The sequence below is a fragment of the Variovorax sp. GW821-FHT09A10 genome, assembly GCF_059418385.1.
Genome location: NZ_JBWKPT010000015.1, coordinates 57,185 through 80,004 on the forward strand (window position 1 = coordinate 57,185; position 22,820 = coordinate 80,004).

The window sequence follows — 22,820 nt, forward strand, 5'->3', positions numbered from 1 at the left end:
CGCGCGATGCTGCTGCACGTCACCCACGAAACGCGCTACGCGTACGCGCCGGCGGTCGAGACGGCGCAGCACCTGGCGCACCTGCGCCCGCTGGCCACCGCGTCGCAGGAACTCGTGAGCCACCAGCTCACGATCGACCCCGCGCCCGCGCAACGCAACGAGGTGCCCGACCTGTACGGCAACACGCGCGCCTTCTTCGCGCTCGAAAGCACGCACGACCACCTCATCGTCACGGCCGAAAGCGTCGTGAAAACCTCGCAGCCCGTGCTCTCGCCCACCGTCGCGCGCGAGCTGCCCTGGGAGGCCGTGCGCGAGCGCTTCCGCTTTCGCAAGGACGCGCCCTTCGACCCCGCCTCGGAGTTCGTGTTTCCCTCGCCGTACGTGCCGCGCCACGACGACTTCATCGCCTACGCGCGCGCCAGCTTCGTGCCCGAACGTCCCACCTTCGACGTGGCGATGGACCTCACCGAGCGCATGTACCGCGACTTCGCCTACGACGCCGACAGCACCGAGATCAACACCCCCGCCGTTGAAGCGCTGGCGCAGCGCAAGGGCGTGTGCCAGGACTTCGCCCACATCCTCATCGCGTGCTTTCGCGCGATGGGCCTGCCCGCGCGCTACGTGAGCGGCTACCTGCTCACGCAGCCCCCACCGGGCCAGCCGCGCCTGGTGGGCGCCGACGCTTCGCATGCGTGGGTGTCGGTGTATCTGCCCGGCGAGGGCGAAGGCCCCGAGAGCGTGGGTGACTGGGCCGACTTCGACCCCACCAACGGCCGCCAGCCCGGCGAGGACTACGTCACGCTCGCCATCGGGCGCGACTATTCCGACGTCTCGCCGATGCGCGGCGTGCTGCATGGCGGCGCGCGCCACACGCTGCATGTCGGCGTGACCGTGCAACCCGTGGGGGAAGTGGTGCAACTGCCCGCGTCGGCGGCGCAAACACAGACACAATCACCCCCGTCATCGTCATCCCCAGATCAGGAGTCTCCATGAGCGTTTACGACAAGCTTTCCAGCCTCGGCATTTCCCTGCCCCCGGTGTCCGCACCTGCCGCCGCCTACGTGCCCTTCGTGCAGACCGGCAACCTCGTGTTCCTGTCGGGCCACATCGCCAAGAAGGACGGCAAGGTCTGGGTCGGCCAGCTCGGCGCCAACATCGGCACCGACGAAGGCAAGCAAGCCGCACGCGCCATCGCCATCGACCTGCTCGGCACGCTGCACGCGGCCGTGGGCGACCTGAACAAGGTCAAGCGCATCGTCAAGGTGATGAGCCTCGTGAACTCGGTCGGTACCTTCACCGAACAGCACCTGGTGACCAACGGCGCCAGCGAGTTCTTCGCCGAAGTGTTCGGCCCCGAAAAGGGCGCGCATGCACGCAGCGCCTTCGGCGTGGCGCAGATCCCGATGGGCGCCTGCGTCGAGATCGAACTGATCGCCGAGATCGGCTGATCTTCTTCAGGGCGGCTCAGCCTCTGAAGGCGTGAAGAAACCGTAGCGAGCGGCCCGAGGTCGCATCGAGGACCGGAACCGTACACCCGTACGGTGAGGACCGCAGATGCGAGATCGGGACGCGCAGTAGGTTTATTCGCGCCTTCAGTGAATGAGCCGCCCTCCGTTGCCGATCATCGACAACGTCACCGGATGCGGGCGCACCCCAGGGTCGTCGCCACTCGACACCGGAATCCCCTCGATCTCACGCCGCAGCATCAGCTTCATGGCGTCCTGCATCGAGCGGCGTGGTGAAGCGGCCAGCGCGGTGCGCGCTGCCTCCACCGTCACCATCGCCACCACGTACCCTTCCAGCGAAAAGTAGCTGAACTCGTCGCGGCCCATGTGGCTGCGCATGTCCTGCTGGTAGCGCTGCACCAGCGGCGAAGTCGCCAGCCGCGGGTTCGGCATGACCTGCGAGATCACGGTACCGCGCGCCGCCGGCCCCACGCTCTTGGCGAGCACCTCGCCGTTGACGATCGAGAGCATGTACGGCGTCGGCCTCGCCACGCCACTTTCCGCCGCAAGCCCCGACAGCAGCTTCACCCCGCACGGCGTCACGCACAGCGCGAACAGCGCATCGGGCTTGGCCGCGCGCACGCTCGCGGCCAGCGCGGCGCCGTCCATCTGCGCCAGCGCCACGCCCTGCTGCCCCACGAGTTCGATGCCCGCACCGCGCAGCGCGACCTCGAGCGCCGCAAAGGCGTCGCGCCCCAGCCCGTCGTCCTGCCAGACCGCGAACACGCGCCGCTGCCGCACCGACACCGCCTGCGCGACCAGCTGGCGCACCTCGTCGGCGTAGCTCGCGCGCAGGTGGTAGATGAGCGCGCGCTGCGCGCCGTGCAGCGCCGACGCGCCGGTCATCGCGCCGATCAGCGGCGTGCCCGCCTCGCGCATCGTCGGGTAGGCCGCGTCGATGTGCGAGGTACCGGCCGACAGGCCCAGCGCATCGACCTTGTCCTGCACCACCAGCTGGCGGATGTTCTGCGTGTGGCGCTCGACCGAGTAGCCGTCGTCCAGCGCGCGCCACACCAGCTTGTGGCGCCCGAGCAGGCCCTCGCGCTGCACGCGCGCCAGGTAGGCGTCGATGCCGTCCTTCACGTTGCGCCCGGCCTCGCCGAGCGGCCCGCTCAGCGGCAGCGACTGCCCCACCACGATCTCGTCGGCGCGGCCCGGCAGGCCCAGGCACAGGAGGAGCAGAGGCGCAAGCCAGCGGTAGACCATCGTCGTGTCGTCCTTGCCGGCGTCGCCGGCCGTGGGGCAGCCTGAAGCAGGCGGGCCCCGATCTTGGCGGCGCACCGCACGCGGCGGCCATCGGACATTTCCGGCCGGCGCTACGGGGAACCCTGCTGCTCGCAAACCCTCGGGCGCGGGGTGCGTGGCGCGGCCCCCGACCTATCATGCAGCGCGCCACCGCCCACCCCATGACCGATCCCGCACCCGAGCGCCAGCCGGACATTCCCTTCGACGCCATCGTCGAACAGATGGTCGCGGGCATCTACGTGATCCAGGACGACCGCTTCGTGTACTGCAACGCAACCTGGGCCGGCATCGTGGGCTACACCGTGGAAGAAGCGATCGGCATGTCGCTCGACCGCCTCGTGCCGCCCGACTTCCTGGAGGTGGTGCGCTCGCGCGTGCGCGCCCGGCTGGCGGGGCAGCCACCGAGCATGCACTTCATCACGCGCGGCCTGCACCGCGACGGCCGCGTGCGCTTCATCGAGGTCCATGGCTCGCGCATCACCTACCGGGGACAACCGGCCGTGATGGGCGTGGGCGTCGACGTGACCGACCGCCTGCGCAACGAAGAAGAACGCCAGCGCTCGCGCGAACAGCTGCAGGCCCTGGCCGCCTACACCGCCAACAAGCTCGAAGAGCAACGGCTGGCACTCTCGCGCGATGTGCACGACGTGCTCGGCGGCATGCTGACCTCGATCAAGATGGACGTCACGCGCATCCAGCGCCGCGCCGACAACCCCGAGGTGCAGGCACTCACGCAGGACCTGATCGCGCTCACGCAGCAGACCATCGACACGGTCAAGCAGATGTCCGAAGCACTGCGCCCCAGCGCACTCGACCATCTCGACCTGTCGGTGGCGCTCGCGAACGAGCTGCAGGCTTTCACGCGCCGCTCCGGCGTGCCCCATGCGCTGGACACCGACGCACCCGCACTGCGCCTCGCACCCAAGCACGCCACGGCGGTCTACCGCATCTTCCAGGAAGGCCTGACCAACATCTCGCGCCACTCCAAAGCACAACGCGTCGACGTGCGGCTGCGCGTGGACCGCGAGCGCCTGCAGCTCGCGCTGCACGACGACGGCTGCGGCTTCGACGCCGATGCCCCCGAGGGCAGTGCGCTGGGCCTGTTGAGCATGCGCGAACGCGCGCGCGAGATCGGCGGCGAGCTGCACATCCGCTCGGCACCCGGTGCGGGCACGCGGCTCGCATTGAGCGTGCCGCTGCACCAGGAGAACGGCCCCGCATGATCGACATCCTGATGGTCGACGACCACACGATCTTTCGCTCGGGCCTGCAGCGGCTGCTGCTCGACGAGACCGACCTGCGCACCACGGCCGAGGCCGGCAACGGTGCCGAGGCGCTCGAGCTGGTGCGCCAGCGCCGTTTCGACGTGGTGCTGCTGGACATCAACATGGAAGGCCGCAACGGCCTGGAGGTGCTGGCCTCGATCCGCGCGCTGCAGCCGGCGCTGCCGGTGCTCATGCTGTCGATGTACGCCGAGGAACAGTACGCGCTGGTCGCCATCCAGGCCGGCGCGCGCGGCTACATCGCCAAAGACGCGGAGCCCGCCGAGCTGGTGCGCGCGATCCGCTGCGTGGCGGCCGGCGGCCAGTACCTGAGCGCGCGCGCCGCCTCGCAGGTCAGCGGCCAGCTCGAAGGCCGCGACGACCGCCCCGCGCACCAGAGGCTCACGGTGCGCGAGCACCAGATCATGGGGATGATGCTCAAGGGCCTGTCGCTCACGGCCATCGGCGACGAGATGCTCATCAGCGTGAAGACGGTGAGCACGCACCGCAGCAACATCCTGGACAAGCTGGGCGTGGCCAGCACGGCGGAGCTGGTGCTCTATGCCGTGCGGCACGGGATCATCCAGTAGCTGGCTTTTTCAGGAACTCAGCGAGTGCCGTTGCGCAACGGATCGACGGACTCGGGCAACGCGTTGAAGTCGATCTGCTGGAACAGGAACTCCCGCTGCTGCGGCGACAGCAGCGAATAGCGCGGCCAGAAGAACAGGTAGTCGTCGGCCGACATGCGCGGCTGGTTGTCGAAGATCATGCGCTTGCTGCACAGCAGGCACACGAAGTTGGTCCAGTTGTTCCAGGTCGTCTGGCCGTCGAGCATGCGGCTCGGTGCGCCGTAGCGGGCGAAGCTCGCCGCGTGGCCGATGAACTTGTCCGACAGCGCCTTGCGGCTGCTTGCGTTCGCGGGGCTCCAGGCAAAGCGCATGAAGTTCGGCTCGTCGGTCACGAAGTTGCCGAAGAGCGCCGCCACGTCGATGCCGTGGAACGCACCGAAGGTGTCCTTCCAGGGCTGCGGCGTGTCGTCCCAGTTGTAGTTGTAGCGGTAGATGTCGCCGTTCTGCAGGCGCAGCACGCGGATCACGTTGTCGATCACGTTGTCCAGCGCGTAGCTGATCACTTCATGCGTCTGCGTGTAGATCGGCCGGAACTCGGGCTTGATCAGCTGGTTGAAGGTGACGCTGCCGGGCGCTGCGTAGTTGGTCAGGTTCCACAGCTCCTGCTGCGTGGGCTGGCCCATGCCGAACAGGAAGGCGAAGTACGAGCCCTCGTCGTGCGTGGAGCCGATCATCAGCGGCATCTTGTTGTAGTTGCCCGCCAGCAGCCCGGGCAGCCCGCTCGCGCGGATCACGGTGCCGTCGGTGAAGTGGCCCGGCACCACGGGGCTGGGCGTGAACTTCATGATCTGCGCCGCGCTCGCACCGCGCAGCAAGGCGGCGATGTCGGCGGCGCTCATGGTCACGCGCTGCGCCGCGGCCTGCAGCGTGGTCGAGGCGCGGCCGGTGTCGACCAGCAGGTTGTCGATGAGCGAGTCAGCCGCCAGCGTGCCCACCACCGGCGGGTACGCATTGGGCACGCCCGACATGCACAGCGCGCGGTGGAACTTGCCGTCGGCCAGCGGCGACTGCAGCAGGCCCCAGGTGTTGATGCAGCCGGCCGACTGGCCCGCCACCGTCACCTGCCCCGGGTTGCCGCCGAAGGCGCGCGCGTTGGCCTTCACCCAGTCGAGTGCGCGCACGAGGTCCAGCGTGGTGAAGTTGCCCGAGTCGTCCAGCGCGTTGCCGGTCTTCATGGCCGGGTGGTTCAGCCAGCCCAGCATGCCCATGCGGTACTGCACGGTGACCACCACCATGTTGGCCTTCTGCGCCAGGTAGGCGCCGTCGTAGGCCGGTTCGCGCGCCGAGCCCTTGGTGTTGCTGCCGCCGTGGATCCAGAAGAACACCGGCAGGTTCTCGGCGCTGGAGTTCGGGCGCCACACGTTCAGGTACAGGCAGTCTTCGGTGCCCACGGGTTGGCCGAAGGTGGCCGGGTCGGGCTCGCCGAAGGGGTTGCCGACCTGCGCGCACATGCCGGCCAGCGTGGTCGCGGCGCGCGCGCCGCTCCACGGCTGCGGCGGCTGCGGGGCACGCCAGCGCAGGTTGCCGACGGGCGGCTGCGCGAAGGGAATGCCTAGGAAGGCGTGCGTGTTGTTGGCCGCGACCTTGCCGTAGATCTGGCCGGCGTCCAGCGTGCGCGTGAGGCTCTGGTTGTAGGCGGCCAGCGCGGGCGCCGCGAGCATCGCGAGCGCCCACAGGACCGTGGTGCGAAGCAGCAGGCAAACGAGGCCTGCGAGAGAACGGGAGCGGTGCATGGTGGTTGTCTCCTCGAGGTGGATGCGGCGGGCTCTGACGGCCAGGGTCATGCATCGATTCTCGTGAGCACCCTGCCCCGCCCGCCTCGGTGTCATCGCAGGGGGGCGGCAAGAATCCTCCGATTGACATCCGCCCCGCAAAGGGCCATGCAACGCTTGGCCGCTGCTACTTGCGCTTCCAGCTCGCCACGGTGATGAACACGCCGGTTTCCTTCGCGTCGCGCAGGCGCACGCTGTAGCGGCCCGCGCCGTCGGTGCCGTTGAAGACGACCTCGCGGCCCTCTTCGTCCAGCGTCGCGCCCTTGGCGAGTTCGCGGTAGGTGTCGACCAGCTTGGCGATCGGCTCGTAGCTGCGCAGCGTGACCTCGGCATCGGGCAACTGCGCCTCGGGGCGCTGCGAGCGCTCGTAGGCCGTGCGCATCGGCAGGCCGGCCAGGCCCTTGGGCAGCACGATCTTCCCGGCGCTAGCCGAGCTGTTCACCTCGGCCGTTTGCACGAGCATCGGATGCAGCGACGCCGGGAAGCCCGGCGGCAGCTGCGCGACGCGCCAGCCCGGCACGCCCGGCTGGCCGGTGATGTATTCGACGCGCGCGATCTTCTGCGCAGCGGCCACGTCCGCCGGATCGTCGCTCTCGGCCATGGCCGCGAGGAACGACGGCAGCTGCTTGCTCCAGGCCACGAGCGGCGCGGCGTCGGCCTGGCTGGCACCGGCATGCTGGAAGACCGACAGCACGGTCTGCGGCAAGGGGTTGCACACCTTGGGGTCGTCGCGCTTGGCAGCCGCACGGCAATGGCCGTTGACCAGGCCCACCGCCTGCACGCGGCCGTCGGCGTCGATCAGCATGGCGGCACGCTCTTCACCGTGGCCGCCGCCGCTGACCGATGCAATGACCTGGCGGCCGTCGGGCCACACGGTGCGCGTGACGTCGAACTTCGATCGCATGCCTTCGAGCAGTTGCTGCGCGATCAGCGTGTCGGGCTCGGTGTAGCTGCCGCGCGCGTAGCCGACCAGGCCGATCACGGCGCTGCGGATGCGCGTCTGCTCGCTCAGGCGCAGCGCGGGCGGGGGCAGTTCCGTCGTGACGGGCGCTGCGGTGTCTTGTGCATGGGCTGCGAACGCGCAGGCGAACACCAGCGACGCGAGCGCCGCCGGAATCAATGTCTTCTTCATTCGGAAATTTCCAGTTCGATGTTCGTGATCGCGGGCATGTCGCGCGGGACCGTCGTTTCGACGGAGAAGCGCAGGCCGTTGCGGCTGCCGACGATGAAGCCGTCGCCGGACTCGACGTCCTTCAGCGGCGGCGACAGCTGCTTGTAGAACGCCAGCACCTGCTGTGGCGTGTCGACGGTCTGCAGGCGCAGCACGCGCTTCGCCTTGGCGTCGCTCAGCGCGTCTTGCGCGGTGCCGTAGATCAGCGCCTTGGGGTACAGCGGCACTTGCGCAGAGAAGGCCTTGTTGGGCCGCACGATGGGACGCGCCGTGGTGCGCGCGGCGTCCATCGTGACGTACTCGGTCGTGGCGATCTTCTCGCCCACGCCCTCGCCGCCCTGCATGCGATCGGGAACCTGCTGGCTCCATGCGACCAGCGGTTGCGCCTTGGTGCGGTCGAGGCCGGGACGCAAGAAGATCGAGAGCACGGCATGCTGGTCGTCGAGGCAACCGCTCGACGACGAGTCCTTGCCGCAGCTGCGATGCACCAGTGCGGCAGCCAGCACGTCACCGCTGCGGTCGTCGACCAGCACTGCCGCGCGCTCGCCGCCGTCGTAGGGCCGGCGGTACGACGAAAGCAGTCGTTGGCCGTCAGGCAGCGCCTGCTGCTTGCGGTCGGGGCGCGAGGCCAGGCCCGAGATCAGCTGCTCGGCCAGCAGACCTTCAGGCCAGTAGTACGAGCCCGAAGCCATGCCCGCGAAGCGCGTCACGGCAAGGTCGAGTGCGGGGGCGTTGGATGTTTCCGGGGCGCGCTCGTGATGCGGCACGAGGACCAGCTGGGGTGTCGCGGTTTGCGCGACGGCGCCGAGGGAAGAGAGAAGAAGAAAAGCGAGGAAAGCGGAACGCGGTCGAAGGTGAGGCATGCAAGAAAGAAAACGAACGATGCGGCTTGCCCGATGTTTGCGGACAAGTGTGTCGTTTCATTCTAGAAGGCGTTCATTGCCAAAACGCCTCGCATCTCCTCACCGCAACGAACGTCTCACGGTGTGACCGCGAGCTTCGAACACAGCAGCCGCATCGCGGCACCGATCGGTGCGATCACCGGCACTTCGAAGCGCGGTGCGAGCGCGAGCGCGGCCTGCCCGAGCGGACCGCCGCCGATGATCACCGCCTGCGCGCCGTCGTCGTCGATGCAGCGCTGCACGGCCTGCGCCAATGCGTCTTCGAGCGCCTGCGCATCGGCCGCGAGCGCGCGCGGATCACCCTGCGTGAGTCGGATGCCGCTGAACTGCGCGCCCAGCCCGAGCGCGGCGGCGCGCGCTTCGATGGGCGCCACGAGGTCGGGCGTGACGGTGGCGATGCCGAAGCGCCGCCCGCCCTCGCCCGCCGCGAGCATCGAGGCTTCGGCGATGCCGACCACGGGCACGCCGGCCTCGCGCCGCAGCAGCGCCACGCCGGGGTCGCCGAAGGCGCTGACGATCACGCCGTCCCAGCCCTCGCCCGCCGCCGCGCGCCACACCTTCAGCACCTCGAGCGCGGCCGCGTTCAGCTCGTCTTCGTTGACGATCATCGGCGGGCCCTGCACCGCTGTGCGGCCGGTCACGCGGCAACCGGCGGGCGCTTCGGCGGACGCGATGCCGACCATCATGTCGGTGGTGGCGACGGAGGCGTTGGGGTTGATGAGCAGGATGTCGGGCATGCGGAAAAACGCTTTCTTTGGAGATCGGTCGGTGCGCAGCTCAGTTCGAGCGGGCCAGCGTCGCGCCCGGTGCGCGGTCTTCGGCCTCGGCCTCACCAGGCAGCGGCAGCGCATCGGGCGACTGGCCGTAGGTCTCGGGCACGCACTGCACGCTGGCCACGAACACCGCGTACATCGCGGCGGCCAGGCCGAACACGCCGACCAGCCCGAAGCTGTCGAACAGGCGGCCCGCCACCAGCGGCATCAGCGCGCCGGCCGCCGTGCCCGTGGCGAGGATGAAGGCCGTGCCGAAGGCGCGCACGCGCGTCGGGTACAGCTCGGGCGCGAAGATCCAGATGGTGGTGTTCAGCAGCAGCACGAAGAACTGGAACACCGCGCCCGCAATGAGGATCACGACGATGCTCTTGGCGACGAAGCCGATGGTCAGTGCCGCGAGGCAGGCGCACACGGCGCCGGCTGTCAGCACGCGCTTGCGCGGAAAGTGAAAGCCCAGCAGCGAGGCCGCGATGGCGCCCAGCAGGCTGCCGCCCTGCATCACCATCGTGAACAGCAGGCTCTTGGACATGCTGTAGCCCAGCGTCACGAGGATGGTCGGCATCAGCGTGAGCACCGAGATCTGCGCGCCGTAGGTCATCCAGATCGTGATGCACAGCGGCACCGTGCGCCGCGCCAGCGCGCCGCGGAAGATCTCGGTCACGCGCACCTTCGGCCGCGCGGCCTGCGCGAGCGTGCCGTCGTCGGTGATGTAGGGCTGAGGCGCCGCCGGCTTGCCCGACAGCCGCCCCGAGGCGAGGCGCGACAGCACCGCGTTCGTTTCCTTCACGCGGCCTTGTGACAGCAGGAAGCGCGGCGTCTCGGGGATGTAGCGGCGATAGAAGGCACCCAGCAGCGCCGGCACCATGAGGCAGGCGAACAGCCAGCGCCAGGCGTTGTCGCCCGGGAACATCCAGAACACCAGCAGGCCGAAGCCCGGTGCGAGAAAGTTGCCGAGGCCGCCCGCGCCCACGTTCACCATCCCCACGGCCGTGCCGCGGAACTTGGTCGAGCAGAACTCGGCCAGCATGGTCACGGCAATGGCGATCTCGCCGCCCAGCCCGAAGCCCACCACGGCGCGGCCCAGCGCCATCACCGTGAAGTTGGGCGCCATCGCGCAGATGCCCGCGCCGAGCGTGAACAGCAGCAGGTCGATCGACAGCATCACGCGGCGGCCGTAGCGGTCGGCGATGAAGCCCGAAATGATCCGTCCGATGGCCGCGCAGGCAAAGGTGACGGTGTTCAGGAAGCCGATGTCGGAGGCGCTCAGCCCCCACTGCTCGCGCAGCATCGGGCCGACGATGCCGACCGCGTTCTGCTCGAAGGCATCGAACAGGCAGCCGATGAGGATCAGGAAGATGATCGTGTGGTGCGAACGCGTGACGCCGATGGTGTCGAGCGCGCGATCGAGCTCCGCGACGCGGGGCGAGTCGGGCCCGGAGGAGAGTGCAGGTCCAGCCATGGAAAAACCCCTTGAGAAGGAATGAAGTGCTTGCTTGCGCGGTGCAGCCCGGTGTCGCGGATCGCATCGTAGGCGGCATCGCGTTTGAATGGCATATGGATTTCACCTACTTCAAATAGTTGAAATTCAAATTTCATTCAAAAGCAAGCTCAAGCAAACGGCATGCCGGGTGTTTTCCCCTCTTGAAGGCCGGATGTCGGGCGCCAACGCACGAACGCCCGCGGCAGGCGCACCTGCCGTGGGCGTTCGCGCACCGGCGCGGGGCGGTTCAGGACAAGGCGAGTGCCTCGACCTGGTCCAGCGCCCGCGACGCGCCGCCCAGGCGCGTCGCCAGGTGCTGCGCGCGCTTCAGGTACAGGTGCGCGTCATGCTCCCAGGTGAAGCCCATGCCGCCATGCACCTGGATGGCCGTGCGCGTGGCCTGCTGCGCGCCTTCGATGGCCGTGAACTCGGCCGCGGCGCAGGCGAAGCGCCAGTCAGGCAGGCCGCCGTCGAGCGCGGCGGCGGCGTAGCGCACGGCCAGGCGCGCGTTGTCCACGCCCATCCAGGCGTTGGCGAGCTGGTGCTTGATGGCCTGGTAGCTGCCGATGGGCTTGCCGAACTGCACGCGCTCGCAGGCGTAGGCGCTGGCGAGGTCGAGTGCGGCCTGCGCGACGCCGACGAGTTCCGCCGACAGCGCGACGCGGTGGGCGGCGCGCACGCGGGCACGTGCTTCGGGCGCGATGGGCAGCGTCTCCCATGCGAGTGACGGCACGGGAGCCGCCGGTGCTTGTCGCAACGTGGGATCGAGCGCATCGGATGCCGCGCCCTCGGGCATCGGCCGCAGCGCCACGCGCAGCGGCACGGCATCGTCATGCCAGCCCTGCACCACCACGAGGTCCGAAGCCTGCCCCGCATGGTCGATCCAGCCATCACCCTGCGCGATGCAATGGAAGGCACGCTCACCCGCCATTGCCGCACGCACCCAGTCTCGCAGCGACTCGGGCGGTGCCTCACCACACGCCTGCAGCCACAGCGGCAACAGCACGGCGCTGCCGGCCAGCGGCAGGTTCAGCAACTGCTGGCCTGCGGCCTCGGCCACGATGCAGGCCTCGCTCATGCCGAGCCCCAGGCCGTCGTGCGCCTCGGGCACCAGCAGCGCCATCCAGCCCATGCCGGCCATGTCGGCCCACAGCGACTGCTGCGTGGCATCGGTCCAGGGCAAGGCACGCCGTGCGCGCACGAGCGGGTGGTGGTCGGCGAAGAAGCGGTGGGCCGACGCGTGCAGCATCTGCTGCTCGTCGTTCAATGCGAAATCCATGGCGGGTCGTGTCGTCGTCTTCAATCAGTTCTTGGGCAGGCCCAGCATCTGCTCGGCCAGGATGTTGCGCTGCACTTCGGAGGTGCCCGCCAGGATGGTTTCAGCGCGCGTCCACAGGAAGTCGCGCACCCAGGCCGCAGCCTGCGGGTCGGCGCCCGTGGGCTCGGGGCCGGCCAGCGCGCGCTCGCCGAGCACTTCCATGGCGGTGGCGAGCAGCTTCTGGTGCGACTCGCTCCAGTGCAGCTTGGTCGACGAGCCCTCGGGCCCCGGCGGCCCGCCGCGCATCGCGTGTGTGAGCGCGCGGTACGACTTGAGCTTGAACACGTGGCTGTCGACCGCCAGCCGCGCGAGGTCGCGCCGCAGGTGCGGGCAGTCGAGCGCGGGGCGTCCGCCCTTCTGCACGCCGGCCGCCAGCCGTGTGAGCGCGCCCAGCTCCTGCGTGAAGCGCACCTGGCGCGGAATGAAGTAGGTGCCCCGCTCGAAGCTCGCGGCGGCCATCGCCAGGCGCCAGCCGCCGTTCTCCTCGCCCACCAGTGCGTCGAGCGGCACCTTCACGTCCTCGAAGAAGACTTCGTTGAAGTCCGACTCGCCCGTGATCTGGCGGATGGGTTCCACGCGCACGCCGGGGCTCTTCATGTCGACCAGCAGGAAGCTGATGCCCTTGTGGCGCGCGGCCGCGGCGTCGGTGCGTGCGAGCACGAAGCAGTGGTCCGCGATGTGCGCGAACGAGGTCCACACCTTGTGGCCGTTGAGCACGTAGTGGTCGCCGCGCCGCTCGGCGCGCGTGGACAGCGCCGCAAGGTCGGAACCCGCGCCAGGCTCGGAATAGCCCTGGCACCAGATCTCGCGGTTGCTCAAAATGCCCGGCAGGTAGCGGGCCTTCTGCGCCTCGCTTGCGAAGTGGATCAGCGTGGGCGCCAGGATGCCGTGGCCGATGATGTTCACGCCCAGCGGCGCACCGATGCGGGCCTGCTCCTCGTGGAAGATGGCCTGCCGCGTGAGCGGCCAGGCCTTGCCGCCGTGGGCCTCGGGCCAGCCCAGGCCCGACCAGCCGGCCTGGCACACGTGGTCTTCCCAGGCGCGGCGCCAGGTCAGCTCGTTGGCGTCGGGGGTGCCCCCGGGCCAGGCCGCGACGAAGCGCGGATAGTGCGTCTCGAACCAGTCGCGCAACGTGAGGCGGAAGGCTTCATCTTCCGCCGAATAACCCACTTGCATGCTTGTCTGCTTTCTCGTTCTTGCGTGGTGATGACTGCGGTCAGTCCGCTTTCGCGCCCGAGTCTTTGATGACCTTGGCCCACTTCACGATGTCCTTGCGCAGGAAGGCGGCGAACTCCTCGGGCTTGTTGCCGATGATGTCCAGGCCCAGGCTGCGGAACTTGTCCTTCACCTCGGGTTCCTTGAGCACTTCCTGCAGCTCGTCGTGCAGCCTGTTCACGACCGCTGCGGGCGTCTTCGCCGGTGCGACCACGCCCAGCCACGGCATGGCTTCGTAGCCGGGCAGGCCCGACTCGGCAACGGTGGGCGTGTCGGGCAGCGACTGCGAACGCTGCGCCGTGGTCACGGCCAAGAGGCGCACCTTGCCGTCCTTGATGAAGGGGCCCGAAGACGCATACGCGTCGAACATCACCTGCAGCTGGCCGCCGATCATGTCGGTGAGCGCGGGCGCGCTGCCCTTGTAGGGGATGTGCTGCATCTTCACGCCGGCCACGCTGTTGAACAGTTCGGCCTCCAGGTGCGTGGACGTGCCCGCGCCCACCGAACCGTAGTTGGCCTTGTTGGGGTTGGCCTTGAGCCAGCTCACCAGCTCGCCCACGTTCTTCGCCGGAATGCTCGGATGCACCACCAGCACGTGCACCACCGAGGCCACCTGCGAGACCGGCGCGAAGTCTTTCACCGGGTCGTAGTTGACCTTGCTGTACAGGCTGGGCGCGATGCCCAGCGACGAGGCCGCGAGCAGCAGCGTGTGGCCGTCGGGCGCGGCCTTGGCCACGTACTCCGACGCGATCATGGTGCCGGCGCCGGGCTTGTTCTCCACCAGCACGGGCTGGCCCAGGCGCTTGTGCAGCCGCTCGGCGAGCAGGCGCGACATGATGTCGGCCGCGCCGCCCGGCGAGAACGGCACGACGAGCGTGACGGGCTTGGTCGGGTAGGTCTGCGCCACGGCGGTACCGCCCGCGAGCGCGGCGGCGGCCAGGGCCACGCAGGCCAGTGCTTTCTTGAACATGGGATGTCTCCTGTCTCTGTCGATGGTTGTGGTTGTGTCTACGAAGCCAGGACCAGCGCGTCGAGCGCGCGCACGCCCTGGCCCTGTTCCTTCACGAGCAGCGGGTTGACCTCGACCTCGTCTGCCTGTTCCTGCAGCGCCAGCACGGCGCGTGAAAATCCGGCGATGGCGCGGCACGCGGCCTCGACGTCGCCCAGCGGCCGGCCGCGATACCCCGTGAGCAGCGGAAAGGCCTTGAGCTCGCCCAGCATGTCGCGCGCCATGGCCTCGTCGACCGGCAGCACGCGGTGGCTCACGTCCTTGTACAGCTCGGTGAGCACGCCACCCAGGCCCACGGTCAGCGTCATGCCGAACACCGGGTCGCGCGTGGCGCCGAGGATGAGTTCGGCCTGCCCTGCTTCCATCTTCTGCAGCAGCGCGCCGTCGATCTGCGCCGTGGGCGCGTAGGCGCGCGCCGAGGCCATCACCTCGTCGAAGGCCTTGCGCACCTCTTGCGCATTGCCCAGGCGCAGGCGCACACCGCCGGCCTCGGTCTTGTGTGCGATGTCGGCGCTGAGCACTTTCAGCACGACCGGAAAGCCCAGCCGTTCGGCCACGGCCGCGGCTTCGTCGGCCGTGCGCGCCACGGCCTCGTCGACCGGCTGCACGCCGAACTCGGCCAGGTAGCGCTTGGTGGTGTGCTCGTCGGCGCGGCCTGCCAGCGTGGTGCGCGCGGGCGCGGGCTGGCTGCGCACCTGCAGCCAGGGGTTGTGCTTGCGCCGCTCCTGCCACAGCAGGAAGGGCGACAGCGCCGACACCGCCACGCCGATGTCCTCGAACACCGGCACGCCGCCCGTGCGCAATTGATCGCGCGTCTTCGCTGCGCCGGTGTCGATCGCGACGATCAGGCGCGGGTGCTTGTCGGCCACGGCACACAGGTCGTCGGCCATGCGGTCGAGCATGTAGCCCGGCGCGTAGACCACGATGGCGTCGATGGCGTCGGACACGGCCAGCGCTTCCATCGCGGTGCGCACGAAGCCGGGGTCGTTCACCACGTTGCCCGTCACGTCGACCGGGTTGGAGACCATGCCGTAGTCGGGAATGCCGGCGCGCAGCTGGTCCTGCAGCGGCTGCGGCAGCGTGGGCACATCGAGCCCCTGGCCGATGAACTTGTCGGCCAGGATCGCGCCCAGCGCGCCCGAGATCGTGATGATCGCCACGCGCTTGCCCGCGCTGCGGTGCCGGTAGCCGGCCAGGTGCGCGAGCTGCGCCATCTGCGCGAAGTCGTGGCTCTGGATGATGTTGAGCTGGCGAAACGCGGCCTGGTAGATCTGCTGGTCGCCCGCCAGCGCCGAGGTGTGCGAGCGCACGGCCTCGGAGCCCTTCTCGGTCTCGCCGGCCTTGTAGAGGATGAGCAGCTTGTCGCGCCGCACGAACTCGGCCGCGGCCTCCATGAAACGCGGGCCGTCGCGCAGCTCTTCGATGTAGCCGATGCCCACTTCGGTGGCGTCGTCCTGCGCCAGGTATTCGAGGTACTGCGCGAAGTCCACGCAGGCTTCGTTGCCGGTGTTGATGAAGTGGCTGAAGTCCACGCCCAGCCGGCGCGCAATGGCGTACACCGCGGCGCAGACGTTGCCGCTTTGCGTGAGCAGGCTCACGCGGCCCGGGCCCTGCTGCATCGGCGCGGTGTTGAACACCGAGGCGAAGTTGGTGTGGGCCTGCGTGTTGAGGTTGGCGAAGCCCATGGCGTTCGGGCCCGCGACCACCATGTCGGTGGTGGCCACGAAGGCCTCCAGCTCGGCCTGCAGCGCGGCGCCCGCGTCACCGGCTTCGGCGAAGCCCGCGGCATACACGATGACCGCGCGCACGCCGCGCGCCTGGCAGCGCTTGAGCATCGGCGTGACCTCGGCCGCAGCCAGTGCCAGCACCACCAGGTCGGGCGCGGCGGGCAGCGCTTCGAGGTCAGGCCAGCAGCGCAGGCCGAAGACTTCTTCGTACTTCGGGTTGATCGGGTAGATCGCGCCCCGGTAGCCAAACTTCGTGAGGTGCGCGAGCGGCATGCCGCCGATGCGCGCGGCGTTGCCGCTGGCGCCGACCACGGCGATCGAGGCCGGGTTCAGCAGGGGTTCGAGACGGTGCAAAGTCATCTTCGTTCAGGCGGAGGCGGGGTTCTTCTGGATGGCCGAAGCCAGGCCGCGGTCGCGGGCCGTGAGAAAGCCCTCGCTCAGGTGCGAGAGTTGGTGCGTGTCGAAGTGCGCGGCCAATGCGGTGCGCAGGCCCTGCGCGTCGAGCGTGCGGTTGATCGAGCGCTTGATCAGCCGCAGCCCGAACGGCGGCGCCTTGGCGATCTGCTGCGCGAGCGCCAATGCGGCGTCGGCCAGTTCGGCATCGGGCACGACGCGGTTCACCATGCCGATGGCATGCGCCTCCTGCGCCGACAGCTTGCCGCCGGTGTAGAGCATTTCTTTGGCCTTGCGCGCGCCCATCACCCACGGGTGGATCAGCACTTCGGTGGCCGCCGCGCCCAGCGTGTGGCCCACGGGGTCGCTGAAGAAGGCCGACTCGCCCGCGACCACCAGGTCGCACATGTTGGCGATCATGAAACCGCCCGCCACGCAGGCGCCCTGCACCTGCGCGATGGTGGGCTTGGGAAAGTCCCAGATGCGCATCGAGTAGTCGAAGTAGCGCAGCTCTTCGTAGGCCCAGCGCTCTTCCACCGTGAAGTTCGCGCGCTCGGCCTGCGCCTGCTTGAGGTCATGGCCGGCCGAGAAGTGCGCGCCCTTGCCGCCGAGCACCACGGCGTTCACCGTGTCGTCGCGCGCGGCGTCGTCGAAGGCGGCCATGAGCTCGTCCAGCATCTGCTGGCTCTGGGCGTTGCGCTGGGCGTCGCGGGCCAGCAGGATGCGGCGCACGGCGCCGTGGTGTTCGATTTCGAGGGTGTCGTAGGCCATCGTGTGTCTCCGGGTCGGTGTCTGGGGCGGGGTCAGTTTAGACTTCGAAATTCCTGCATTCCAAACACTAACTCCAATTTTTCCCACTATATGGACGAACCCAGAGAGACCGCCGGCGCCCAAAGCCTGCGGCGCGCCCTGCAGCTGCTGCGCCTGCTGGCCGAGCACCACGAGGAAGGCATCAAGCTCACCGAAGTGATCGCCGCCTCGGGGCTGGAGCGCTCCACCGTGCACCGCCTGCTGTCGTGCCTGGCCGAGGAGCAGTTCGCCGAACGCGACCCCGACGGCAAGGCCTACCGCCTGGGCATCGACGCCATGCAGCTGGGCTTTGCCTCGATGCGGCGCGTGCCGCTGGTGGACTCGTGCCGCGCGCTCATGCAAAAACTCGCGCGCATGTCGGGCGACACCGTGTTCCTCGTGATCCGCCAGGGGGACTACTGCGTGTGCCTGCACCGCGAAGAGGGGCACTTTCCGGTGAAGGTGTTCACCACCGACGTCGGCGGACGCCGCCTGCTCGGCCTGGGCGCGGGCGGGCTGGCACTGATGGCCGCGCTGTCCGATGCCGAGATCGACCGCATCCTCGAGCGCCACACCGCCGAGTACGCGCAGGCCGGCTTCACCCGCGAGCGCATGAAGCAGGCCGTGAAGCGCACGCGCGCGGCGGGCCATGCGGACATCGTGGACACGCTCACCGAAGGGGTGTCGGGCGTGGGGCGCACGTTTGCGGCGTCGGCCACCACGTTGGCCGCGATCAGCTTCGGCGCGATCACGCCGCGGCTGCCGCCGGCGCGCAAGAAGGAGATGGCGTTGTTGTTGAAGGCGCAGTTGCCTTCGGGTGACACAAACGCCCGGTAGGCTGCGCCCTGATGAAAAAGCCCGACCTCCTGTCCATCTTGAAGTGCGCTCTCGTTGCCGTCGCCTGCATGGGTGGCGGTCAGGCCCTGGCCTCGAGCAACAAGATCATCGGGGCGGCCGATGCACTGTTTCAACCGGGCGGTACCGCGATCACGCCTGCCAGCCAGGAGAAGCTCCTGCAGTTGGCGGAACGCGTCGATCAACAGAGCCAGATCGAGGTCATGATCATCCTGGGCCATGCCGAAGCCTCGGAGCCCGATCCGGTCGCGCTGAGCGAGCGCCGTGCGGCGGCGGCGCGCTTTCACATGATCCAGCTCGGGGTTCCGCCCCGGATGATCTACACGGAAGGGAAAGGGGCCACCCGGCCACTCGAGGGACAGGCTGCGGCGCTGCAGCGCCGCGCGGGGATCGAGTACGTGGGCCTCTACGACCAGACGCCAGGCACCAGCGGCTTTCGCCTGCTCGACACATGGCGGCGCATCGCTTCGAGTGCTGCGCCGCGAGACACGCAGACGCGGACGCACGACGCATGGGACGCAATGACGCCGCTGCAATTCCTGCCGCTCATCAAGGACGGCGCCCTGCGCGCGCGGTTCCTGCAGAAGTACCAGTTGCTCGCCATCTACCGGCAGGACGACGGCCTGCTCAGGCAACTGCAGGCCCTGGCCTCACCGGACGCGATGCCCGACGTGCTGTCCCCCGCACTCATGGCCGCAGCCCTCGGTACACCCTACGCGCAGGCCTCGCTGGCTGCGGCACTGCCGCGCGTCGATGTCCGCACACCCGCGTCGCGCGATTTCGCGCGCGCCTTGTGGTGCGGTGCCCCTTTTGAATGGAGGCCCCTCATCGACCGGGCCACCATGCAGCGCATCCGGATTTCGCAGATGCTCGCCGACCTGTCACCCGCAGCCCAGCAAGAGTGGGTCGTGTGCGCTGCCCGGCGCGGCGGGCCGGAGGTGTCGGCGGAGGACCTGCGGTTCCTGATGTCGCACCGCCTGGCACTCGATGCCCCGGGCGGCCACGGCCGAACGGCGCTGCATGCGGCGGTTCTCTGGTCCGATCCGAGCGCGGTGCGGGCGCTGCTGGCCGCGGGGGCCAACCCGAACGCAGCGGACGCCGATGGGAAGACGCCGCTGCATCTGGTGCCTTCAGCAAGCCTCGGCCCCATGACCTTCACGACCTTGGAAACGAAACGCGCGCTCTGGGACGCACTGCTTGCCTCGGGCGCAAGCACCTCGATCGCGGACAAGCAGGGCACGCTCCCCATCCTCGAGCCGAAGTAGCGCACGCAGGCGCGCGAAGGCGCCCCCTCAGAGCTCGCCGTTTTCCTCGTGCCCCAGCTCGATCGCCGCCAGCCGCTTGCGCCCGGCCGAGCCGGCGGCCTCGATCACCATCGTGGCGATCAGGTCGCACACGCCCATCACGGCCGCGTGGTTGTCGAGCAGACCCGGACCGCGGCAGTCGCATTGCAGCGACCACGTGGCGCCCGCGAAATCGGGCGAGGCGCGGTCGCTGATGTAGACGATCTTGGCGCCGACGCGCTGCGCGCCCGCGAGCAGCGTGTCGAGCTGGCGGGTCTGGCGGCGCGTGCCGAACACGATCACGCAGTCGCGCTCGCCCAGCCCCGCCAGGTGCTCGGCCAGCGTTTCGCCGGGGCCCGGAATGGCGGTGACGCGCGGCACCACCTGGATGATCTGCCAGCGCAGGTACAGCGCGAACGCGTGGCTGCTGCGCGTGCCGAAGATCAGCACCTGCCCCGCGCCGATGATGGCCTTCACGATCTCGGCCATCTGCTTGTCGCTCAGGCGCTCGAAGGTGCTCGCCAGGTTGGCCTGCGACTGCTGGAAGTGCGTGGCCACGAGGTGGCCGCGCTTGGAGGCTTCGGTCGCGTTCTGGAACAGCGGCGAGCCCGTCTGCTTTTCTTCGCGCACCTGGCGCCGCGCCTCTTCGTAGTTCTCGTAGCCGATGCGCCGGATGAAGCGGCTCACCGTGGAAGGCGACACCCCCGCCAGCTCCGCCAGTTCGTTGCCCGCATAGCTGGCCAGCTCGCCGGGAAACTCCAGGACGAAATCGGCAAGCTGGCGTTCGGTCGCGGACAACTGGTCGAGCTGGCTGCGAACGCGGCGGACGAAGGAATCGGCGGACATGGGTGGGCGGTGGGAGGCGGCGCACGATGATGCCATGCGCGGCGCGAGCCCCTTCAGCCGCCTACCACTTGACTCGCACGCCGAGCGAGCCGTTGATCGAGCTCTTCACCTTGGCATCGCCACCCGACGACCACAGCTTGCCGACTTCGCCGTACAGGCTGGTGGTCTGGCTCAACGCCAGCGTGAAGCCGCCTGCGAGTTCGGTGCTGGTGCCGCCGGTGGGCGCCACGATGTCGGTCGTGGTCGCGCCGCTCACGAAGCGTGCGATGTCGGTGCCGCTCGACGTCTTGTAGACGTTCAAGCGCCCGTACGGCTGCAGCACGCCCAGGCCGGTGTCGACCTGGCCCTTGACCCGCACGCCTGCGCGGGCGACCCAGCCGCTGTCGGCTTGGGGCTGCGCGATGGCACCGGCGATGGTCGAGTTGCCCAGGTCCATGTGGTGATGGATCAGCTGCAGCTGCGGCTCGATGCGCCAACCGCTGCTGCCGATCGCGAAGGACTGACCCACTTCGATCGAGCCCAGCAAGCTGTTCCCCTTGCCGCCCACGCCCGCGCCCAGCATCGGCTCGACCGTGTAGCGGTGACGGCCCGACTGCACCACGGCGTCGGCATAGAAGCCGCTGTCGGCGGTGTAGGTGCCGTACACGCCGACGTACTGGCTGCGCAGGTCGTTGCGGCCCACCGCGAGGTTGCGGATGCCGCTGGCAAAGCCGCTCACGCGGGCATCGCCGTCGAGCTGGCCGACATACAGGCCGGCGCGCCAGTTCGGCGTGGCGAGCAGGTCGGTGCCGGCCTGGAAGCCGGTGAGGCGCCCCTTGCTGGTGGGCGAGACGGTGCCGCCCTGCTGGATGTCGATGTCGGTGGAGAGCACGCGGGCCCAGGCGCGGCGGTCCGATCCCGTCGGTGCGCTCGCGGCGCCCTTCACATCGTCGTCGCCCACACGCTTGCGCACATCGCCGAGCATCGCGAGGCTGCCCTGGCGCAGCTGGCCCGGCAGTGCGGCGTACAGCGCGGCTTCCGGGCGGTAGGTGACGACGGGCAGGCCCGCCGGTTGACCCGGCGCGACCGCGTCGGTGGTAGAGCGCAGGTACCAGCTCTCGCCCGCGCCCTTCGCATCGGCGGCATGCAGGCGGTACTCGTAGGCGCCTGCGTCGACATGGCCACCGGCCAGCGAGAAGGCGTCCTTCGTGGTCTGTGCGGTGCTGGTCGCGCCGTTCTGTGCGGTGATGACCTCGATGCCGTTGCCGCTCGTGAGTGCGCCCAGGCCGCCGAGGTTGCCGATCTGCACCTGGGTCTTGCCGCTTGCAATCGCGGTGGGGCCGTCGAGCACGAGGCGGTCCGAAGGGCCGGTGCCGTTGAGCGTCGTGCTCAGCTTCAGCACGCCGTTCGTGCCGACGTAGGCGCCCTTGACTGTCAGCGTGGTGCCTGCGGTCGCGCCGGCCAGCGACACAGTGCCGCTGTTGGCCAATGACGCGACGGTCTGGTTGAAGCCCGCCAGGTCGAGCGTGGCACCTGTGGCCACGCTGTGCGCAGAAGCCGCGCTCAGCGTGTTCACCGCGCCGGCCTTCAACGTCCCCTGCGCCACGTTCGTCGCACCGGTGTAGGTGTTGGCGCCCGACAGCGTCAGCGTGCCCGTGCCCTGCTTGGTGATGAAGCCGCCACCGCTGATCGCGCCGCTCAGCGTGCCGCTGAACGCGCCCGTGTCGATGACCGGGTCGTGGTTGCCGGTGAGCTTGATCGTGTTGGCGATCGTCAGGCCGTTCGTGCTGAAGCCCAGCGTGGTGTCGTCGTCCATCGACAGCGTGCCGGTGCCCAGGGCCTGGCTGTGGCCCACGTTCAGGCGGCCCTGGCGCAGGGCCGTGCCGCCGGTGTGGGTGTTGGCACCCGACAAGGTGAGCGCGCCCGTGCCAATCTTGACGAGCGAGCCGCCCACGCCCGAGATCACGCCTGAGACTTCGGTATCGGTATTGAGAGCGCCCGTGGTCAGCGCCTTCGCTCCCAGCAGCACGCGGCCCGCGCCTTCGAGCGAACCGATGGTGGTGCCGGGCGTGCCGAGCTTCGACAGGGAGACCGTGCCATTGACCTTGTTCACCACGCTCGCCTGAGCAGCCGTCGCGTTGCCGCGCATGTCCAAGGTCCCGCCAGCCTCGTTGACGATGGTCGCCTGCTCGGCCGAGGCATCGGCCCAGAGGTTGGTCGCGCCGCCGGCGAAGTTGGTGATGTAGGCCTTGCCCGCCTTGGCGTTGAACCAGAAGGTGGTGTCGTTGTGGTTCTCGATGATGGCGTTGCCGGCGGTCGCATTGCCACGGAAATCGATGGCGCCCGTGGCGCCTGCAACGAGCTTCGCGCTGCCGGCGGACGTGTCGTCCTTGAACTGGACGAAGCCGTTGCCGGTCTGCCCTGCGGTGATCCTCAGGCTTTCGGCCTGCGCGCTGCCGCTGAAGATCAGGCCGGCGCCGCCGCTCACATCCACCGGGCCGGTTCCGATCGCGCCAGTCACGCCCACATTCAACGTGCCGCCGTCGACCTGCGTGCCGCCCTTGTAGCTGTTGGCCGCCGTGAGCAACAACTCGCCGCCGCCGATCTTGCGCAGGCTGCCCGCGCCGCTCATCGTGCCCGCGAAGCTGCCGCTGGCCACCTGGTCGA

Annotated in this window: 19 protein-coding genes; 6 read left to right on the top strand and 13 right to left on the bottom strand. The window is 69.2% G+C overall.

The window, feature by feature from the left end; genetic code table 11:
• Positions 1-6: 6 nt before the first annotated feature.
• Together AC07Q9_RS30775 and AC07Q9_RS30780 are read left to right on the top strand one after the other, a co-directional pair.
• Positions 7-993: a transglutaminase family protein gene (locus AC07Q9_RS30775; protein ID WP_495312869.1), complete on the top strand. Its 987-nt coding sequence runs from the start codon at positions 7-9 to the stop codon at positions 991-993.
• Positions 990-1,448 (top strand): RidA family protein, encoded by a 459-nt coding sequence (locus tag AC07Q9_RS30780; protein ID WP_062476784.1) that lies wholly within the window; start codon positions 990-992, stop codon positions 1,446-1,448. Before AC07Q9_RS30775 ends, AC07Q9_RS30780 begins: the two co-directional genes overlap by 4 nt.
• Before the next feature lie 144 nt (positions 1,449-1,592).
• Here the strand turns inward: AC07Q9_RS30780 and AC07Q9_RS30785 are convergent, their stop codons facing one another.
• On the bottom strand, positions 1,593-2,711 hold the full coding sequence (locus AC07Q9_RS30785) for an ABC transporter substrate-binding protein (RefSeq protein ID WP_495312870.1): 1,119 nt from the start codon (positions 2,709-2,711) through the stop codon (positions 1,593-1,595).
• A gap of 200 nt (positions 2,712-2,911) precedes the next feature.
• Between AC07Q9_RS30785 and AC07Q9_RS30790 the strand changes: the two genes are divergently transcribed.
• Together AC07Q9_RS30790 and AC07Q9_RS30795 are read left to right on the top strand one after the other, a co-directional pair.
• Positions 2,912-3,973, top strand: coding sequence for a sensor histidine kinase (locus AC07Q9_RS30790; RefSeq protein WP_495312871.1), 1,062 nt, complete (start codon positions 2,912-2,914; stop codon positions 3,971-3,973).
• Positions 3,970-4,602: a response regulator gene (locus tag AC07Q9_RS30795; protein ID WP_307694114.1), complete on the top strand. Its 633-nt coding sequence runs from the start codon at positions 3,970-3,972 to the stop codon at positions 4,600-4,602. Before AC07Q9_RS30790 ends, AC07Q9_RS30795 begins: the two co-directional genes overlap by 4 nt.
• A gap of 17 nt (positions 4,603-4,619) precedes the next feature.
• Here the strand turns inward: AC07Q9_RS30795 and AC07Q9_RS30800 are convergent, their stop codons facing one another.
• The 10 genes from AC07Q9_RS30800 to AC07Q9_RS30845 all read right to left on the bottom strand — a co-directional run bounded on the left by AC07Q9_RS30800 (position 4,620) and on the right by AC07Q9_RS30845 (position 17,172).
• Positions 4,620-6,374 carry a carboxylesterase/lipase family protein gene (locus AC07Q9_RS30800; RefSeq protein ID WP_495312872.1) on the bottom strand — a complete coding sequence of 585 codons (1,755 nt, stop codon included), beginning with the start codon at positions 6,372-6,374 and terminating at the stop codon, positions 4,620-4,622.
• Between the two features lie 166 nt (positions 6,375-6,540).
• Positions 6,541-7,545: a hypothetical protein gene (locus AC07Q9_RS30805; protein WP_495312873.1), complete on the bottom strand. Its 1,005-nt coding sequence runs from the start codon at positions 7,543-7,545 to the stop codon at positions 6,541-6,543.
• The gene (locus AC07Q9_RS30810) at positions 7,542-8,294 is read right to left on the bottom strand and encodes a hypothetical protein (protein WP_495312874.1); all 753 of its coding nucleotides are present in this window, start codon (positions 8,292-8,294) and stop codon (positions 7,542-7,544) included. The genes AC07Q9_RS30805 and AC07Q9_RS30810 overlap by 4 nt, the downstream gene beginning before the upstream one ends.
• Before the next feature lie 269 nt (positions 8,295-8,563).
• A complete protein-coding gene (locus tag AC07Q9_RS30815; RefSeq protein WP_495312875.1) occupies positions 8,564-9,223 on the bottom strand; it encodes an aspartate/glutamate racemase family protein in 660 nt (219 codons plus the stop codon).
• Positions 9,224-9,263: 40 nt separating this feature from the next.
• Positions 9,264-10,718, bottom strand: a complete 1,455-nt coding sequence (locus AC07Q9_RS30820) for an MFS transporter (RefSeq protein WP_492685239.1) — start codon at positions 10,716-10,718, stop codon at positions 9,264-9,266.
• 268 nt (positions 10,719-10,986) lie between these two features.
• A complete protein-coding gene (locus tag AC07Q9_RS30825; protein ID WP_495312876.1) occupies positions 10,987-12,018 on the bottom strand; it encodes an acyl-CoA dehydrogenase family protein in 1,032 nt (343 codons plus the stop codon).
• A 24-nt stretch (positions 12,019-12,042) separates the two neighbouring features.
• The gene (locus AC07Q9_RS30830; RefSeq protein WP_495312877.1) at positions 12,043-13,233 is read right to left on the bottom strand and encodes an acyl-CoA dehydrogenase family protein; all 1,191 of its coding nucleotides are present in this window, start codon (positions 13,231-13,233) and stop codon (positions 12,043-12,045) included.
• Positions 13,234-13,273: 40 nt separating this feature from the next.
• Positions 13,274-14,242, bottom strand: a complete 969-nt coding sequence (locus tag AC07Q9_RS30835; RefSeq protein WP_495312878.1) for a tripartite tricarboxylate transporter substrate binding protein — start codon at positions 14,240-14,242, stop codon at positions 13,274-13,276.
• A gap of 38 nt (positions 14,243-14,280) precedes the next feature.
• Positions 14,281-16,368 (bottom strand): acetate--CoA ligase family protein, encoded by a 2,088-nt coding sequence (locus AC07Q9_RS30840; RefSeq protein WP_495312879.1) that lies wholly within the window; start codon positions 16,366-16,368, stop codon positions 14,281-14,283.
• A gap of 6 nt (positions 16,369-16,374) precedes the next feature.
• On the bottom strand, positions 16,375-17,172 hold the full coding sequence (locus AC07Q9_RS30845; RefSeq protein ID WP_070059491.1) for an enoyl-CoA hydratase: 798 nt from the start codon (positions 17,170-17,172) through the stop codon (positions 16,375-16,377).
• Between the two features lie 90 nt (positions 17,173-17,262).
• On the opposite strand from AC07Q9_RS30845, the gene AC07Q9_RS30850 reads away from it, so the two are divergent.
• A complete protein-coding gene (locus AC07Q9_RS30850; RefSeq protein WP_447776210.1) occupies positions 17,263-18,027 on the top strand; it encodes an IclR family transcriptional regulator in 765 nt (254 codons plus the stop codon).
• 11 nt (positions 18,028-18,038) lie between these two features.
• Positions 18,039-19,310, top strand: a complete 1,272-nt coding sequence (locus AC07Q9_RS30855; RefSeq protein WP_495312880.1) for an OmpA family protein — start codon at positions 18,039-18,041, stop codon at positions 19,308-19,310.
• Positions 19,311-19,337: 27 nt separating this feature from the next.
• Here the strand turns inward: AC07Q9_RS30855 and AC07Q9_RS30860 are convergent, their stop codons facing one another.
• Positions 19,338-20,174 (bottom strand): MurR/RpiR family transcriptional regulator, encoded by an 837-nt coding sequence (locus tag AC07Q9_RS30860; protein WP_062480494.1) that lies wholly within the window; start codon positions 20,172-20,174, stop codon positions 19,338-19,340.
• 61 nt (positions 20,175-20,235) lie between these two features.
• On the bottom strand, positions 20,236-22,820 hold a 2,585-nt coding region (locus tag AC07Q9_RS30865), incomplete at its 5' end, for an autotransporter family protein (RefSeq protein ID WP_495312881.1).

Excerpts from the sequence above, each read along its gene's own strand:
- AC07Q9_RS30825 (WP_495312876.1), bottom strand. The coding sequence starts at position 12,018 with ATGGATTTCGCATTGAACGACGAGCAGCAGATGCTGCACGCGTCGGCC.
- AC07Q9_RS30795 (WP_307694114.1), top strand. The coding sequence starts at position 3,970 with ATGATCGACATCCTGATGGTCGACGACCACACGATCTTTCGCTCGGGC.
- AC07Q9_RS30780 (WP_062476784.1), top strand. The coding sequence starts at position 990 with ATGAGCGTTTACGACAAGCTTTCCAGCCTCGGCATTTCCCTGCCCCCG.
- AC07Q9_RS30815 (WP_495312875.1), bottom strand. The coding sequence starts at position 9,223 with ATGCCCGACATCCTGCTCATCAACCCCAACGCCTCCGTCGCCACCACC.
- AC07Q9_RS30835 (WP_495312878.1), bottom strand. The coding sequence starts at position 14,242 with ATGTTCAAGAAAGCACTGGCCTGCGTGGCCCTGGCCGCCGCCGCGCTC.
- AC07Q9_RS30860 (WP_062480494.1), bottom strand. The coding sequence starts at position 20,174 with ATGTCCGCCGATTCCTTCGTCCGCCGCGTTCGCAGCCAGCTCGACCAG.
- AC07Q9_RS30820 (WP_492685239.1), bottom strand. The coding sequence starts at position 10,718 with ATGGCTGGACCTGCACTCTCCTCCGGGCCCGACTCGCCCCGCGTCGCG.
- AC07Q9_RS30830 (WP_495312877.1), bottom strand. The coding sequence starts at position 13,233 with ATGCAAGTGGGTTATTCGGCGGAAGATGAAGCCTTCCGCCTCACGTTG.
- AC07Q9_RS30840 (WP_495312879.1), bottom strand. The coding sequence starts at position 16,368 with ATGACTTTGCACCGTCTCGAACCCCTGCTGAACCCGGCCTCGATCGCC.
- AC07Q9_RS30855 (WP_495312880.1), top strand. The coding sequence starts at position 18,039 with ATGAAAAAGCCCGACCTCCTGTCCATCTTGAAGTGCGCTCTCGTTGCC.
- AC07Q9_RS30790 (WP_495312871.1), top strand. The coding sequence starts at position 2,912 with ATGACCGATCCCGCACCCGAGCGCCAGCCGGACATTCCCTTCGACGCC.
- AC07Q9_RS30775 (WP_495312869.1), top strand. The coding sequence starts at position 7 with ATGCTGCTGCACGTCACCCACGAAACGCGCTACGCGTACGCGCCGGCG.
- AC07Q9_RS30785 (WP_495312870.1), bottom strand. The coding sequence starts at position 2,711 with ATGGTCTACCGCTGGCTTGCGCCTCTGCTCCTCCTGTGCCTGGGCCTG.
- AC07Q9_RS30800 (WP_495312872.1), bottom strand. The coding sequence starts at position 6,374 with ATGCACCGCTCCCGTTCTCTCGCAGGCCTCGTTTGCCTGCTGCTTCGC.
- AC07Q9_RS30805 (WP_495312873.1), bottom strand. The coding sequence starts at position 7,545 with ATGAAGAAGACATTGATTCCGGCGGCGCTCGCGTCGCTGGTGTTCGCC.
- AC07Q9_RS30850 (WP_447776210.1), top strand. The coding sequence starts at position 17,263 with ATGGACGAACCCAGAGAGACCGCCGGCGCCCAAAGCCTGCGGCGCGCC.
- AC07Q9_RS30845 (WP_070059491.1), bottom strand. The coding sequence starts at position 17,172 with ATGGCCTACGACACCCTCGAAATCGAACACCACGGCGCCGTGCGCCGC.